At 56.9% G+C, this 15,058-nt stretch carries 14 protein-coding genes; 6 read left to right on the top strand and 8 right to left on the bottom strand.

The genetic code is table 11. From position 1 onward, the window contains the following. Positions 1-29: 29 nt before the first annotated feature. The 5 genes from PGR91_RS00245 to PGR91_RS00225 are packed head-to-tail and all read right to left on the bottom strand — an operon-like array spanning position 30 to position 6,772. Positions 30-755 carry a DUF3298 and DUF4163 domain-containing protein gene (locus tag PGR91_RS00245; protein ID WP_101571439.1) on the bottom strand — a complete coding sequence of 242 codons (726 nt, stop codon included), beginning with the start codon at positions 753-755 and terminating at the stop codon, positions 30-32. A 5-nt stretch (positions 756-760) separates the two neighbouring features. Then, the gene (locus PGR91_RS00240) at positions 761-1,285 is read right to left on the bottom strand and encodes a shikimate kinase (RefSeq protein ID WP_055202182.1); all 525 of its coding nucleotides are present in this window, start codon (positions 1,283-1,285) and stop codon (positions 761-763) included. A 19-nt stretch (positions 1,286-1,304) separates the two neighbouring features. Further along, on the bottom strand, positions 1,305-4,109 hold the full coding sequence (locus PGR91_RS00235; RefSeq protein WP_118657107.1) for a DNA gyrase/topoisomerase IV subunit A: 2,805 nt from the start codon (positions 4,107-4,109) through the stop codon (positions 1,305-1,307). Positions 4,110-4,152: 43 nt separating this feature from the next. Continuing rightward, positions 4,153-6,006: a DNA topoisomerase IV subunit B gene (locus PGR91_RS00230; RefSeq protein WP_118657109.1), complete on the bottom strand. Its 1,854-nt coding sequence runs from the start codon at positions 6,004-6,006 to the stop codon at positions 4,153-4,155. A gap of 37 nt (positions 6,007-6,043) precedes the next feature. After that, entirely contained in the window at positions 6,044-6,772 is a 729-nt protein-coding gene (locus PGR91_RS00225) for a lysophospholipid acyltransferase family protein (protein WP_055203475.1), read from the bottom strand. 274 nt (positions 6,773-7,046) lie between these two features. On the opposite strand from PGR91_RS00225, the gene PGR91_RS00220 reads away from it, so the two are divergent. The 6 genes from PGR91_RS00220 (at position 7,047) to PGR91_RS00195 (ending at position 12,291) form a co-directional block, all read left to right on the top strand. Next, a complete protein-coding gene (locus PGR91_RS00220) occupies positions 7,047-8,036 on the top strand; it encodes a polyprenyl synthetase family protein (protein WP_055202178.1) in 990 nt (329 codons plus the stop codon). 126 nt (positions 8,037-8,162) lie between these two features. Then, complete coding sequence (rsmG, locus tag PGR91_RS00215; RefSeq protein WP_118657111.1) at positions 8,163-8,786, top strand: 16S rRNA (guanine(527)-N(7))-methyltransferase RsmG; 624 nt, start codon at positions 8,163-8,165, stop codon at positions 8,784-8,786. A 160-nt stretch (positions 8,787-8,946) separates the two neighbouring features. After that, positions 8,947-9,102, top strand: coding sequence for a 50S ribosomal protein L34 (gene rpmH, locus PGR91_RS00210; protein ID WP_055202174.1), 156 nt, complete (start codon positions 8,947-8,949; stop codon positions 9,100-9,102). Between the two features lie 76 nt (positions 9,103-9,178). Then, on the top strand, positions 9,179-10,267 hold the full coding sequence (locus PGR91_RS00205; protein ID WP_118657113.1) for a CofH family radical SAM protein: 1,089 nt from the start codon (positions 9,179-9,181) through the stop codon (positions 10,265-10,267). A 51-nt stretch (positions 10,268-10,318) separates the two neighbouring features. Then, a complete protein-coding gene (locus PGR91_RS00200) occupies positions 10,319-11,203 on the top strand; it encodes a PASTA domain-containing protein (RefSeq protein WP_118657115.1) in 885 nt (294 codons plus the stop codon). A gap of 14 nt (positions 11,204-11,217) precedes the next feature. Beyond that, entirely contained in the window at positions 11,218-12,291 is a 1,074-nt protein-coding gene (locus tag PGR91_RS00195) for an RluA family pseudouridine synthase (protein WP_118657117.1), read from the top strand. 60 nt (positions 12,292-12,351) lie between these two features. On the opposite strand, the gene PGR91_RS00190 is transcribed toward PGR91_RS00195, so the two are convergent. The 3 genes from PGR91_RS00190 to PGR91_RS00180 are packed head-to-tail and all read right to left on the bottom strand — an operon-like array spanning position 12,352 to position 15,052. Further along, positions 12,352-13,590, bottom strand: coding sequence for a hypothetical protein (locus PGR91_RS00190; RefSeq protein ID WP_118657119.1), 1,239 nt, complete (start codon positions 13,588-13,590; stop codon positions 12,352-12,354). A gap of 14 nt (positions 13,591-13,604) precedes the next feature. Continuing rightward, on the bottom strand, positions 13,605-14,072 hold the full coding sequence (locus tag PGR91_RS00185) for a DUF4293 domain-containing protein (RefSeq protein ID WP_118457710.1): 468 nt from the start codon (positions 14,070-14,072) through the stop codon (positions 13,605-13,607). Continuing rightward, complete coding sequence (locus PGR91_RS00180; RefSeq protein ID WP_118657121.1) at positions 14,069-15,052, bottom strand: glycosyltransferase family 2 protein; 984 nt, start codon at positions 15,050-15,052, stop codon at positions 14,069-14,071. The genes PGR91_RS00185 and PGR91_RS00180 overlap by 4 nt, the downstream gene beginning before the upstream one ends. Between the last annotated feature and the right edge of the window lie 6 nt (positions 15,053-15,058).

The following is a 15,058-nucleotide window of genomic DNA, read 5'->3' as shown; positions in this document are numbered from 1 at the left end:
CGTTTTTATGTCGTCCGGCCGCGCGGTCGCTACCGGCGGGCGATCCGTTTCAACAGCGGCTCGGCCTGTTCGTACGGAATCCGGTATTCGATCGTTCCGATCGCGTAAGGAGCCACCTCGTACGGATTGTACAGCATGGTCACGCCGCTGCTGTCGATGCCCACATTTTCCGGCAAAGGTAATTGATCCGTTCCAACAAACAAAGCGTCTTCGCTCAGAGCTGCGTCCGAAAGGTGCTTCGCGAAATATTGCCGGTTCAGCCGTTGCAGTCCGGCGGTATCGGAAAACAGATCGGCTTTATCCAGCGGCTTTCCGCTTTCCGTATCGAAATTGAAAAACAGGTTGGTCAGCAAACCGTGCGCCCCGCCGGTCAGGGTATAGACGGTGCACCGCAACGACGTTACCTTACCGCATTGACGGATCTCTCCGTGGAAACGCAAGTCGTAAGGAAGACGGGCGGTCTGCGGATCGCGGTTTTTGCGCGCCAATAGCGAGTCGGTCGCCTGCTGCGGCGTCATTCGGGCGTATTCTTCGTCCGTCAGGCCGAAACCGGTTTTAATTCGGTCGGCGATTTTCCGATTGATCGAATCGGCGCTTCGCCCTCCCGCCGCAACCGGATAGCTCACTTCGACATAATCGCTGTCTGCGGTGAAAGTGCTGTGTCCGAAAGTCTCTTGTCGCCACGAAAGCTGCGAACCCGACGGGGAGCATCCCGTCACGGCGGCCAGAATCAGGAGGTAAAACAGGTTTTTCATCGGATTTACTGCTCTTTTTTCGTTTCGATGTATTCGGCGATGTGATGTGCGATGTAGTCGTCCCGGACTCCGTCGCAGTCGATGATCAGCTTTGCCTGCATGTAGTACTTTTCGCGTTTTGCGACATTTTCGCGGATAAAACCGATCAATTCTTCTTCGCTTTTGTCGCGCAGCAGCGGCCGTTTCGCCTTGCCGTGTTCGAGGCGCCCGGCCAGTTTCTCGGGACTCATTTTGAAATAGACCGTCAGTCCCGCGCGGTTCATCGTTTCCATGTTGTCGAAGAAACACGGCGCGCCGCCGCCGGTCGCCACGATGGCCTCCCGTTCGGAGGTCAGCTCGGCCAGCACTTCGCGTTCGGACTGCCGGAATCCGGTTTCGCCTGTTTCTGTGAAGATTTCGGCAACGCTTTTGCCGCAGCGCTGTTCGAGCAGCGTATCCATATCCAGAAACCGGACGCCGAGTTGTTTTGCCAGTGTCCGGCCGATCGTGCTTTTGCCGCAGCCCATGTATCCCACTAAAAATATCAGCATCTTTCGGATCGGTTTTACATTATTCTTCCCCGAACAGGTTCATCTGTTTGGTGTTCTGCTGCTGTTCTTCTTCGGCGGCGATGTCGAACTCGACGGTATCCCCCGCGACGTAATTTTTCGGGGGAGCGGTTTTGCCGGCACCGCCGGCGTCGGGCGCGCTGCTGCGTTCCGGCGCGGTCTTCCCGGTCTTTCCGGAAGTCTCTTCCGCTCCGTTTTCGTCGTCCGGACGTCCGGGCGTCTCCTCCGGCCGCGGTTCCTTGTCGAGCGGTTCGGCGAATACGATTTTATCCACGTCGAGCGTCGTGACTCGTTTCCCTTTCGCCCGGTGGCTCTTCACTCCGATGAACTCGTCGACGTCGATCGTGTCGTCGGGCCGCCCGGCGTTGTGTCCGCCGTAAACGACCTGCAACTGCGGATAGGTGTCGCTGTTGATCGCCACCATGTACGATCCGGCGGTGTCTTCGACGAAATTCTGCATTTTGTTGTCGCTCGATTCGGCATTGAACCGCTTGACGTAGTAGTAGTTCTGTTCTCCGTCGAAATAGACGACCGAATAGATCCGGTCGCTGTCGTATTTTTCGACGCGGATCGTGTCCTCCGGGAAATGCAGGCCCAGGTCGTAGTTCGCCGTGTAATAAAGCCCTTTGCCGGTCATTACGATCAACTTGTCGTCGCCGACGAATTCGCCGAGCAATTCGCCGCGCCCGTCGGTGTTCAGCCGACGGATTTCGTCGTCGTACCATACGTCCACGCCGCCGAGGGTCGATGCGCCGCGCTCCTTCAATACGATCTTATGGATCGCGTAGCGCGAGAACAGGTTGCCCTGCGATTGCCGCCCTTTGATCGCCAGTTCGCTGAAGTTCAGGTCGACGATCAGCTTTTTGAGCCTCGGCCTCGGTTTGAAGTAAACCTTCAGGATTTCGGCTTCGCCGTTCGGGTTGACGCTCATGTACAAGATATCGCTTTTCGGCGTTCCTTTGGTGATGTCGTATTCGCGGTCGCGCGTGATTCCTTTGATCGCGCAACGTTTCATCATCACCGGCCCGTTGCGCCCGTCGCGGTACAGCACGTTGTAGATCGTCCGTTCGTCGTTGCGCTTGAAGATACCTATATAATAAATGTTCTTCGCGAAGAACGCCTTGTCCGACACTTTCGTGATGATGTATTTGCCTTCCTTCGTGATGACGATCACGTCGTCGATGTCCGAGCAGTCGCAGACGAACTCGTCCTTACGCATCGCCGCTCCGATCCCGAAAAATCCCTCTTCGCGGTTGACATACAGCTTGGCGTTCGCCACGACCACTTTCGTCGCTTCGATCGAGTCGAAACTGCGCAGTTCGGTTTTCCGCTCGCAGTTTTTACCGTATTTATCGCGTATCCGCGTAAAGTAGGCGACCGCGTAGTCGATCAGGTGTGCCAGGTCGTGCTTCACCTGCTTGATCTCGTCCTCTACGTTGCGGATGTGTTCGTCGGCTTTGAACGCATCGTAGCGCGAAATGCGGATCATTCGCAGTTCGGTCAGTTTGACGATGTCGTCGAGCGTGATTTCGCGCCGTAGCAGGCGGGCGAACGGTTCGAGTCCCTTGCCGACGGCGGCGTAGGCCGCTTCCCGCGAGGTGCACTCTTCCATCAACTGGTAAATCCGGTTCTCGATGAAGATCTTTTCGAGCGACGACATGTGCCAATCTTGTTCGAGTTCTTCCATCCGGATCTCCAGCTCGCGTTTGAGCAGTTCTTTGGTATGGTCGGCGCAGCGTCGCAGGATTTCGCGGACGCCCATGAAGTGAGGTTTCTCGTCCATGATGACGCAGGCGTTCGGCGAGATCGACACTTCGCAGTCGGTGAACGCGTACAGCGCGTCGATCGTCCGGTCGGACGACTCGTCGTTGCTGACGTGAATTACGATCTCGACCTTGTCGGACGTATTGTCGTCGACCTTCTTGATTTTGATCTTGCCTTTGTCGTTCGCGCGGATGATCGAATCCTTGATCGACTCGGTGGTCGTGCCGAACGGAATTTCGGTGATCGCCAGCGTCCGTTTGTCGATCTTGTTGATCCGGGCGCGCACTTTGACCGCTCCGCCGCGCAGTCCGTCGTTATAGCGCGATACGTCGGCCAGCCCCCCGGTCGGAAAATCCGGGTAAATTTCGAAGTCGCCGCCCCGGAGGTAGGCGATGCTCGCGTCGATCAGTTCGTTGAAGTTATGTGGCAGGATTTTCGATGCCAGTCCGACCGCGATGCCCTCGACTCCCTGGGCCAACAACAGCGGGAATTTGACAGGCAGCGTTACCGGTTCCTGATTCCGCCCGTCGTACGACAGCATCCATTCGGTGACTTTCGGGTTGAACACCACGTCCAGCGCGAATTTCGACAGCCGCGCCTCGATGTAACGCGGGGCGGCGGCTCCGTCGCCGGTCAGCACGTTGCCCCAGTTTCCCTGGCAGTCGATCAGCAGGTCTTTCTGCCCGAGTTGCACCAGCGCGTCACCGATCGAGGCGTCGCCGTGCGGGTGGTATTGCATCGTCGACCCGATGATGTTCGCCACTTTGTTGTACCGGCCGTCGTCCAGTTTCTTCATCGCGTGCAGGATGCGCCGCTGCACCGGCTTCAGCCCGTCTTCGACATGCGGCACGGCGCGTTCGAGGATCACGTACGATGCGTAATCCAGAAACCAGTCCTGGTACATGCCGGTCAGTTTGCGCCGGTCGGGTTTGTCGTCGGTCAGACGTCCGTATTTTCCGGCGCGGGCGTTATTTCCTCCGTCCGTTTCCGCGCCGGCCGGGAGGTCGTCCCGGCGGTTGTTGATATTTTGTTCTTCGTTCATGTCTGGTGTTGTGTTCCTTGCCTGAAAATAGTCCGGATCGCGTTTAAATCAGGTTGTCCACGTAATCGGCCTCGATCCGCAGGTTGCCGATGATGAAGCCCTGGCGTTCCATGCTGTTCTTGCCCATGTAGAATTCGAGCAGATCGGCGACCGGGTCTTCCTTGGTCAGCCGCACTTTGTCGAGCCGCATGTTTTCGCCGATGAACTCTTTGAACTCGTCGGCCGAGATTTCGCCCAATCCTTTGAATCGCGTGATTTCGGGGTTCGGGCCCAGTTGGTCGACCGCCCGTTGCCGCTCTTCCTCGCTGTAACAGTAGCGCGTTTCCCGTCGGTTGCGGACGCGGAACAGCGGCGTCTGCAAAATGTACAGGTGTCCCGAACGGATCACTTCCGGAAAGAACTGTAGGAAGAAAGTCATCAGCAGCAAACGGATGTGCATCCCGTCGACGTCGGCATCGGTCGCCACGACGATCTTGTTGTAGCGCAGGTTGTCCATGTCCTCCTCGATGTTCAGCGCCGCCTGCAGCAGGTTGAATTCCTCGTTCTCGTAAACGATTTTTTTTGTTAGCCCGAAGCAGTTCAGCGGCTTGCCCCGGAGGCTGAACACGGCCTGCGTATTCACGTCGCGCGATTTGGTGATCGAGCCGCTGGCCGAATTACCCTCGGTGATGAAGATCATCGACTCTTCGGCGCGGTCGTTCTTGTCGGTCAGGTGGATGCGGCAGTCGCGCAGTTTCTTGTTGTTCAGGCTCACTTTTTTGGCCATCTCTCGGGCCTTTTTCTGAATGCCCGAGATCGCCTTGCGCTCTTTTTCGTTTTCCTGTATTTTTTTTTGCAGGATATCGGCCGTTTCCGGGTGTTTGTGCAGGAAATTGTCGAGTTCCGTTTTCAGAAAATCGACGATGAAGTTCCGCACCGTAGGCCCGTTCGGGCCCATCTCTTTCGAACCGAGTTTCGTTTTGGTCTGCGATTCGAACATCGGCTCCTCGACTTTGACGCTGATCGCCGCGATCACCGACGTGCGGACGTCTGCCGCATCGTAGTCCTTTTTGTAAAATTCCTTGATCGTCTTGGCGATCCCTTCGCGGAAAGCGGTCTGATGCGTTCCGCCCTGCGTCGTATGCTGACCGTTGACGAACGAGTAGTAGGTTTCGCCGTAGCCGTGCCCGTGCGTGATGACCACTTCGATGTCCTCCCCGCTGAGGTGAACGGGCGGGTAGAGCGGCTCTTCGCCGAGGTTTTCCTGCAGCAGGTCGAGCAGCCCGTTTTTCGAGACGAACGCCTGCCCGTTGACCCTGATCGTCAGCCCGGCGTTCAGGTAAGTGTAGTTGCGTACCATCGACTCCACGTATTCCATGTGAAAGTCGTAGCTGCCGAAAACGCTTTCGTCGGCATGGAACGACACCATCGTCCCGTTCTTTTCGCCGACGCCGCTTTCGGACACGTCCGCGATTTCGTTCCCCTTCTCGAACCGCACGCTGCGGGCTTCGCCGTCGCGCACGCTGCGGATCAGGAAAGCGTCCGACAGCGCGTTGACCGCCTTGATGCCGACGCCGTTCAGTCCGACCGATTTTTTAAACGCTTTCGAGTCGTATTTCGCGCCGGTGTTCATCTTCGACGCCACGTCCACCAGTTTGCCGAGCGGCACGCCGCGTCCGTAGTCGCGTACGGTGACGGTCTTGTCGTCCGCGATCGTGATGTCGATGCTCTTGCCGAAGCCCATCATGTATTCGTCTACGGAGTTGTCCAGCACCTCTTTGATCAGGATGTAGATCCCGTCGTCGGCGGACGTTCCGTCGCCGAGTTTCCCGATATACATACCCGGCCGCCGCCGGATGTGCTCTTTCCAATCCAGTGTCCGGATGTGTTCGTCCCCGTAATCTGCAACCATACCCATAGTCGATTCTCGTGCTCCTATCTCTTTTATTTTTCGTTTATTGTTGTTTTCCGGTCATTTGCAGGTGCGCCGTCCGCATCCGGTTTTCCATTTCGACGGCCAGTTCGCGGGCTTCCTTCGACGCTACGTATTCCGCAGGCAGCGCGTCGAGCACCTTTACCCGGAACGTATGCGGCATCCGCAGCCGCCAGCCGTCGTTCAGGCTCCACGTGCCGTCGATCACGACCGGTTGGATGCCCACGCCGGCATGCTTGGCCACCAAGAAAGCCCCGTCTTTGAACCGTCCGATCTCTCCCGTCTTGGTGCGCGTCCCTTCCGGGAAGACGATCACCGACGTTCCGCGCGACAACCGCTGCCGGCAGCGTTCGAGCATCTGTTTGGCGCTGCCCCGCGAGCCGCGTTCGACCGGAATGTCGCCGTGCATCCACAGCACCCAACCGAAAACGGGCATTTTCTGCACCTCTTTTTTCGATACCCATTTGAACGTCGTGGGCAGTACGTACATCAGCGGGATGTCGAGCATCGACTGATGGTTCGTGACGATCACCCACGGCCGACTGCGGTCGATTTTTTCGGCGCCTTCTATCCGTATGCGCCAACAGGGGCACAACCTGAAAATCCCGTACGACCACATCCGCGAGGCCCAGTGCAGCACCACCCGTTCCCGGTCGAAAAGCACCGTCAGCAAGAACAGGACTGCGAACGGGATGAAACAGAGTAACGTGAACACAACCAAAAGGATGTAGTACAATATAGATCTTACCATAAACGCAGATTTCCCCAAATTTTAGAACCATGCAAGTTTAGCATAAATTTTCGGTTTTTCCGCCGGATTTCCGGATCATTTATCAACAATTAATCACAACCGGTCCCTACGCAAAAGCCTGTCGGGACGCTTACGGGCTTCTCTTCTAATCTGTAAAACGGACTCGGGGCGGTTCGTGTTGTCTGCGCCGCGCCGCATCCGGTTTGTGTCGCATACGGTAAAAACTCCGATTAAATTTTGACGATTCGGAAAAATCTCGGATATTTGTAGTTCGATGAAAGAGACTCGGAAAATTACGCTCGAAGAGATACAGCTTCCCATAGCCGGAAAAATCCGCAGCTATGAGGAGTATATAGCTTCCATCCTTCACAGCGACAACCGCTACGTCGCTTCCATCACCGATTACATCCTGAGTAACCGGGGCAAGCAACTGCGTCCGTTGCTGGTGTTGCTGTCGGCGGCGTTGCACGGCGAAGTGGCCGATCGCAGCTACATGGGAGCCTCGCTCGTCGAGATGATCCATACGGCTTCGCTGATCCACGACGATGTGGTGGACGAGGCTTACGTGCGTCGCAGCGCTCCGTCGGTCAATGCGCTGTGGCATTCGCGCACGGCTGTGCTGATCGGCGATTATATTTTCGCCCGCACGTATCACGTGAGCTTGCAAAACGGGGGGTGGGACATGCTGACCGAGGTGACCCGTTCGATCCACGAAGTTTGCGAGGGGGAGCTGATCCAGACCGAACAGACCGAGAAACTGGCGATGACCGAAGCGATCTATTACGATATCATCTATAAGAAGACCGCTTCGCTGCTGGGAGCTTGCGCTGCGGTCGGGGCGATTTCGGTAGGTGCGCCTGCCGACCGCGTGGCGGCTCTCAGGCAGTTCGGCGATCACCTGGGCATCGCGTTTCAGATCAAGGACGATATTCTGGACTATTCGCCGATGGAGGTGACCGGCAAACCGGCCGGAGGCGATATGCGCGAACGCAAGATCACGCTGCCGCTGCTCCGTTTGCTGGACCAGAGTGCGCCCGAACGCCGCCGGAAGCTGGTCGCCAAACTCAGCGACGTGCGTAATTCGCCTAAAAACGTCGATTATCTGTGCAAGGCGGTGCTCGACAGCGACGGCATCGCGTATGCGCGGCAGTGCATGACCGAATACCGGAATCGGGCGCTGGCCTTCCTGGAAGGCTATCCGGAGTCCGACGTACTTCGTTCGCTGCATTTGTTCGCCGATTTCGTTCTTTCGCGCGATAAGTGATTTTGAAATCTTTTACGGGATCGAACGCTCGCCTTTTTTCCGAAAGGCCGCCTGTCCGACGGAACGGTTTGCGCGGCCGACTTGCCGCCGGATCGGGCAACGGGCGGAATTCATGACAAACAGAACATGGAACTCATTCTGAAATATTTTCCGGAACTTACGGCCGTACAGCGGGAACGGTTCGCCGCTCTCGGGGCGTTGTACCGCGAATGGAACGACCGGATCAACGTCGTTTCGCGTAAGGACATCGACCAGCTTTACCTGCGGCATGTGCTGCACGGGCTGGCCATCGCGAAGGTGTGTGCGTTCCACCCCGGTGCGCGGGTGCTGGACGTGGGGTGCGGAGGCGGTTTCCCGGGGATTCCGCTGGCCATCCTTTTCCCGGAGGTTCGTTTCACGCTGGTCGATTCGATCGGCAAGAAGATCCGGGTCGTGCGGGAGATTTCCCGTGCGGCGGGAATTTTGAACGTAGAAGGCGTTCACAGCCGCGTCGAGCAGATGCCCGGAAAATTCGATTTCGTCGTCAGCCGGGCCGTCACCGAAATGAAACCGTTCGTCGGTTGGGTGTGGAACAAGCTGGAACCGGTCGCCGAGGCCGGATCGCTGGCAGGGGGCATACTGTACCTCAAGGGCGGCGACCTGGACGCCGAATTGGATGCGGTGGGCAAACCGTACACGGTGTTCGATATTCCGGATTTCTTCGGCGAGCCGTTTTTCGAAACCAAAAAGGTGGTTTACTTTCCGAAATAGGGGACGGACGGCGCATTTCCCGTATCGGCTATTTCGCTGGTATGCTTATTTTTCTCAAAAAGTTTTTGTATAAATCAAAAATGTTTTACCTTTGCACTCCGTTGCGTGCGAATCGGACGCAGGACAAGAGAAACAAAAATAGATAAAAACATAAAACGCGATGAAAAGGACTTTTCAACCCTCTCAGAGAAAAAAGATCAACAAGCACGGTTTCCGTGAAAGAATGTCTACTGCCAACGGTCGCAAGGTGCTTGCCGCCCGTCGCGCGAAAGGACGCAAGAAGTTGACCGTTTCCGACGACACCCGTTGGAAATAATCGTTCCTGACAGAGAAATGAAGGGGCTGCTAAGCATTTGGCAGCCTTTTTTCGTACCGTAAATATTTTAGGAATCATGTTTGGGTTATCCGGAAAGTATGAGTCGCTGGTCGAAAAGGTCGACCGTTCGCAGCGCCTGAGCCGCGACGAAGCGTCGGTGTTGGCCGGTGCGCCGCTGGCGCTGCTGGGGTTGCTGGCCTCGCGGGTCAAGGAGCGTAAAAGCGGCCGCGAGGTCTATTATAACCGCAATTTCCACATTGAGCCGACCAATATCTGCGTTTTCAACTGCCGGTTCTGTTCGTACCGGCGACCGGCGGGAGCTTCCGACGCGTGGGATTATTCGGAAGAGGAGATCCTCGCGCAGGTGGAAGCGCACCGCGATAGCGGGGCTACCGAGATTCACATCGTCGGCGGAGTGCATCCGCAACACGACATCTATTATTATGCCGATCTGATCCGGAAGGTAAAGCGGATTCTGCCGCAGGCTTCGGTCAAGGCGTTCACGGCGATCGAACTGGCCTATATGATCGACAAGGCGGGACTGACCCCGCACGACGGCCTCGCATTGCTCAAGGAAGCCGGCATGGAGGCGATTCCCGGCGGCGGCGCCGAGATTTTCGACGAAGCGATCCGTGCGCGGATCTGCCCGGAGAAAGGGAGTTCCGAAACGTGGCTTGCGATGCACCGCGAAGCGCACCGGATCGGGATTTCGACCAATGCGACGATCCTGTACGGGCATGTCGAAAACTGGGAACACCGCATCGACCACCTCGACCGGCTCCGCACGCTGCAAGACGAAACGGGTGGCTTCAACGCGTTCATTCCGCTGAAGTACCGCAGCCGGCACAACTCCATGTCCGAAGTAGGCGAAGTGAGTGTCGTCGAAGATATGCGGATGACGGCCCTGGCGCGTGTTTACCTCGATAATTTTCCGCATATCAAAGCCTACTGGCCGATGTTCGGCAAGACGACGGCGCAGATCGCGCTGGCGTTCGGGGCCGACGATATGGACGGTACGATCGACGACAGCACGAAAATCTACTCGATGGCGGGAGCCGAGGACCAGTCTCCGGCCATGACCGCCGCCGATATGGAGCGGCTGATCCGCGATGCGGGATATCTGCCCGTCGAACGCGATACGTTTTACAATCCGGTTAAAAAGTAGTATATTTAACCCGGAATTGACCGGCCGAACCGGTCGTCTTAACCGTACGATATGGACTTTCTGAGAAAACTGGCCCGGAAGATCAACGGCAATCCGATTTCGCGCAATCTGGTGCTGGCTGCCTGTGCGATCATCGTGTTTATGTGCGTTGTGAATTTGCTGCTGAATCTTTTTACTCGCCACGGGCAAGTGCGCGACGTTCCCGATTTCAGCGGGATGACCGTCGAGGAGGCCGTCAAGGCCGGAAAGGGGGCTTCGCTGAAGATCGAGGTCAACGATTCGTTGTATGTCCCGGCCTATCCGGGCGGCGTGATCCTGGAACAGAACCCGTCGGCCGGGGCCCGGGTGAAATCCGGCCGTCATATTTTCGTGACGATCAATTCGTTCCATCAGAAGATGGTGACCGTTCCCTATGTGACCGGATTCTCGTTGCGTCAGGCGAAAAACAACCTGGAGATGGCCGGTCTGGAAATCAAGGAGCTGATCTATAAGAGCGACATTGCGACCAATTATGTGCTGGAAGAGCGTTGCGCCGGTAAGGTGGTGCAGCCGGGCAGCAAGTTGCAGACCGAAATGGGGTCGGGCGTTACGCTGGTCGTCGGCATGGGCGAAGGAGGAAACGTGCAGCAGATCCCGCAGCTAGTCGGGTTTACGGCACGGGAGGCGAAAAGCCGACTTTGGGAAGCCGGTTTCAACGTAGGCAAGATCACTCGCGACGAAGGGATTACGGCCCTGAACGAAGTGGACGCCCGGGTTCATGCGCAGTCGCCCGCCACGGGCAGCCGCCGGACGCTGGGTACGAAGGTGAATTTCTCGCTGACTCTCGACGATAAGAAGCTCGATGCAGGGCGCAAGCAGTCCGACCGGGATGCTCGAAAGGCCGTTCGGGAATTGGCCGACAGCCTGGCTGCGACGGAAAGCGAAGTCGAAGAATAAATATTCCAGTCCGGATGAACGAAGAGGATTTGCTGGGGGACGATCCCGAACTGACCGACGGGGCGGACCCGACGGAGGAGATGTACGAACACTACAGCGTGACGGTCGACAAAGGCCAGAACCTGTTGCGAATCGACAAGTTCCTGACCAACCGGATGGAAGGCGCTTCGCGGAACCGGATTCAGACGGCGGCGGACGCCGGCAATATCCTGGTGAACGGCGTGCCCGTCAAGTCGAGTTATAAAGTCAAACCGCTGGATCGGGTATCGATCGTGATGCCCTATCCGTTGCGGGAAGTGGAGATCATTCCTGAAAACATACCGTTGGACATCCGTTACGAAGACGACGACCTGATTATCGTCAACAAGCCGGCCGGCATGGTGGTGCATCCCGGTCACGGGAACTATTCGGGAACGCTGGTCAACGCGTTGACCTATCATCTGAAAGATCTGCCGCTGTTCCGCGACGGCGATATGCGGGCCGGTTTGGTGCACCGAATCGACAAGAATACGTCCGGTATCCTCGTCGTTGCCAAAAACGAACGGGCGCACGCGCGCCTGGCCAAACAGTTTTTCGATCATTCGATCCATCGGGTCTATCATGCGCTGGTGTGGGGCAATATGGAGGCCGACGAGGGCACGGTCGTCGGAAATATCGGCCGCAGCGTGCGCGACCGGCTGAAAATGGCTGTCTTCCCGGACGGCGACGGCGGCAAACACGCCGTAACCCATTACCGGGTGCTCGAACGGCTCGGTTACGTCAATCTGATCGAATGCCGGCTCGAAACCGGGCGTACGCACCAGATCCGGGTGCACATGGAATACATCGGTCATCCGTTGTTCAACGACGAACGTTACGGCGGCGATCGGATACTGAAAGGAACGACTTTCTCGAAATACAAACAGTTCGTCGAAAATTGTTTCCGGACGATGCCGCGCCACGGATTGCATGCCCGTAGTCTCGGGTTCATCCATCCGGCGACCGGGAAGGATGTTTTTTTCGAGAGCGAGATGCCGGACGATATGCGGACGGTGCTCGACCGGTGGCGGAATTACGTTTCGGCCCGCCCGGAGGAGGGCGGTTGTTGACGGCCGGTGAACAGGGCGAAATGAAACGGGCGGATTTTCTTAATCCGCCCGTTTCGTTTTTTATTCCGTGACGATCACCGGTATCTTGATGTTGGCCGCAATCGTAGGTTGCGGATCTAATGTTCTTGAATATAGCGTATTCAGGCTGATGTAGTACGATCCGATATCCTCCGTGTCCAGCGGCGCGAAAAAGATCAGTTGAAGGTACATGGCTTCCGGGGAGGTCGTACCTTTGTCGTCCTTGTATTTGAGACTCTGCCTGAAAAGGGTTCTGGCCGACGTTCCGTTTTCGTGCATGAACTGCTTGGTCAGGGTAAATCCGAGCGGCGGACGAACCTGCTGGAACAATTCCGAGGTGACGCCTACGGCGGCCATGATCTCGCCCATTTCGATGTCGAGGGTTTTGTTGGCTTCGGTAATCTCGGCGTAATCGGAAACCTTCAGGGTAATGGCAGGCGCGATGCACCGTGTCTGGTAAACTTTCACGAGAGCCGTTTTCAACACGTGGTTGGTCGTATCGTTCCGGTCCGTTAGGTAGATGTTTATATCGACCGGTACGAAGGCTTCGTCGGGTTTCGGGAAGTCGAGTCCGATCGGTTCCATCGTCCAGGTCGCGTTGTCTTTGTCGGTCAGGAAAAAATATCCGGCGAATTCGCCTCCGAGCTTGCAACTGTCGACGATCGCGTCCTCCATGTCGAATTTCGTAGCGCTGCCTTCCGAAATGGCGCACGGCAGCAATCGTACGGAAGTGGCGATCGGCGTGTTGTTCAGTTCGACGTAGGATACGGCCGGCGAAACGTCGATGTCTACCATGTCCCCGGTCAGTTTGATCCGCGTGTTCAGATTTCCGAAAGTCGCGGACGTCAGCGCCACGCGCCGGTTGTCCGCATCGGTATAATTTAGCACCAGCGTGAAGTCGATGTCGCCGTAGTAGGCGCCGTCGAGAATTTCGATCTCGGCGATCCACTGTCCTTCGCAGGTCTCTCCGGCCTGGTTTTTATAAGGCGTTACGCCGACCAGCGAACATTCGGGAATGGTCGTGACGTACGAGGCTTTGGTGATCTGCGAACGGATGGCGTCCAGTCGGAGGTCTTCCGCCTGGACGATATAATTCGATGGGTTGACCCGGAAGGGCACTTTCAGCGTCGATCCGTTCAGGACGGTGATTTCGGACTGTAGCAGCGTGATGCCGGTCGGGTAGGGCCGTTTCAGCGTATCGATGTCGTCTTTCATCTCCTTGCATCCCGGAAGAACGGCGGTCAGCAGGGCTATTCCGCAATATAACAAAGCTTTTTTCATAGTGGTCAAATGAATTACCTGATGCGATCCAGGGATCGTACCAGTTTGTCGTCTTTAACGATTCCCCGGCGAGCGAGCAGGGTCAGGATCGCAGCGACGAGGGGAAAGGCCGCGGTCACCGACAGCGCTACGGGGCCGAAGCCTTCTTCGCCGAACGACTTCAGGTAGAGCGCCGTCACGCCGGCCGTCAGCAACAACAGTACGATTTGCGCCGTGCACAAGCGCTTTTGGAGCCTGCGTTTTTTGTAGCGGAAAACGGTGATTATCTCCAGCACGATCGTTGCGCCCAGCAGCGTCGTGGCTGCGAGAGTCAGCGAGTTGACGATCGGACTGCTGCTGGCCGTCGGGTCGTCGTATCCCCAGACCATGATCCGGAAAACCGAGTTTTCCGGGCCGATCGCATGGGCCAGCGGCAGGAAGAACATCAGCCCCAGCAGCAGCGCCGACAGGAGCAGGTATACGGTTTGAATGCGTTGTATCATTGTGAAACGGATTTGTTTTGAAGTTTTTCATCGATCAGGTAGCGGTTCCTGTCCCCGGAATTCCGGCTGATCAGTTCCCCGATGAAACCCGCCAGGAACAGTTGTACGCCGATGACGACGGCCCCCATCGCTATATAGAACAGCGGTTGATCGGTCGCGCCGCGCACCGGAATCAGGTGCGCCTGTTTATACAGTTTTTCGGCGATGACCCATACGGTCGTCGCGCCGCCGACCAGGAACATCAGCGTGCCCAATCCGCCGAAGAAGTACATCGGACTTTTGCCGAAGCGGGTCATGAACAGGACGGTGATCAGGTCGAGATATCCCTTGATCATCCGTTCCCATCCGAATTTCGACACCCCGTACTTCCGGGCCCGGTGATGCACGACCTTTTCGCCGATTCGTTTGAAACCGGCTTGCTTGGCCAGGAACGGGATGAACCGGTGCATTTCGCCGTAAACCTCGATGCTTTTGACCACCTGGTTGCGGTAGGCTTTCAGGCCGCAGTTGAAGTCGTGCAGCTTGATTCCGGAAGCCAGTCGCGCCGTGCCGTTGAAGAATTTACTCGGCAGCGTCTTCCCGACCGGATCGAACCGGCGCTTTTTCCATCCGCTGACCAGGTCGTATCCCTCTTCGGTAACCATCCGGTACAGTTCCGGGATTTCGTCCGGCGAGTCCTGCAGATCGGCGTCCATCGTGATCACGACGTCGCCCCGGGCCGCTTCGAAGCCGCAGTAGAGTCCGGCCGATTTCCCGTAATTGCGCCTGAACCGGATGGCCCGGACGCACGGATTGGCGTCGTGCAGCGAGCGGATCACTTCCCACGAGCGGTCGTTGCTGCCGTCGTCCACGAAGATGACTTCGTACGAGAAGCGGTTCTCCGCCATCACCCGCTCGATCCATGCGAGCAATTCGGGCAACGATTCCTCCTCGTTGTACAGCGGGACGACTATCGAGATGTTCGGATTGTTTTCTAACATCGTGCT

The sequence above is a fragment of the Candidatus Alistipes pullistercoris genome, from assembly GCF_027665465.1.
In the GTDB taxonomy this organism is placed as follows: domain Bacteria; phylum Bacteroidota; class Bacteroidia; order Bacteroidales; family Rikenellaceae; genus Alistipes_A; species Alistipes_A hominis.
The sequence above is the reverse complement of the archived record's forward strand: the minus strand, read 5'-3'. Positions and strand labels throughout refer to the sequence as shown.

Coding starts and splice junctions, on each gene's coding strand:
- PGR91_RS00205 (WP_118657113.1), top strand. CDS start 9,179: ATGTTTGGGTTATCCGGAAAGTATGAGTCGCTGGTCGAAAAGGTCGAC.
- PGR91_RS00185 (WP_118457710.1), bottom strand. CDS start 14,072: ATGATACAACGCATTCAAACCGTATACCTGCTCCTGTCGGCGCTGCTG.
- PGR91_RS00225 (WP_055203475.1), bottom strand. CDS start 6,772: ATGGTAAGATCTATATTGTACTACATCCTTTTGGTTGTGTTCACGTTA.
- PGR91_RS00230 (WP_118657109.1), bottom strand. CDS start 6,006: ATGGGTATGGTTGCAGATTACGGGGACGAACACATCCGGACACTGGAT.
- PGR91_RS00200 (WP_118657115.1), top strand. CDS start 10,319: ATGGACTTTCTGAGAAAACTGGCCCGGAAGATCAACGGCAATCCGATT.
- PGR91_RS00220 (WP_055202178.1), top strand. CDS start 7,047: ATGAAAGAGACTCGGAAAATTACGCTCGAAGAGATACAGCTTCCCATA.
- rsmG (WP_118657111.1), top strand. CDS start 8,163: ATGGAACTCATTCTGAAATATTTTCCGGAACTTACGGCCGTACAGCGG.
- PGR91_RS00195 (WP_118657117.1), top strand. CDS start 11,218: ATGAACGAAGAGGATTTGCTGGGGGACGATCCCGAACTGACCGACGGG.
- PGR91_RS00190 (WP_118657119.1), bottom strand. CDS start 13,590: ATGAAAAAAGCTTTGTTATATTGCGGAATAGCCCTGCTGACCGCCGTT.
- PGR91_RS00245 (WP_101571439.1), bottom strand. CDS start 755: ATGAAAAACCTGTTTTACCTCCTGATTCTGGCCGCCGTGACGGGATGC.
- PGR91_RS00240 (WP_055202182.1), bottom strand. CDS start 1,285: ATGCTGATATTTTTAGTGGGATACATGGGCTGCGGCAAAAGCACGATC.
- rpmH (WP_055202174.1), top strand. CDS start 8,947: ATGAAAAGGACTTTTCAACCCTCTCAGAGAAAAAAGATCAACAAGCAC.
- PGR91_RS00235 (WP_118657107.1), bottom strand. CDS start 4,109: ATGAACGAAGAACAAAATATCAACAACCGCCGGGACGACCTCCCGGCC.
- PGR91_RS00180 (WP_118657121.1), bottom strand. CDS start 15,052: ATGTTAGAAAACAATCCGAACATCTCGATAGTCGTCCCGCTGTACAAC.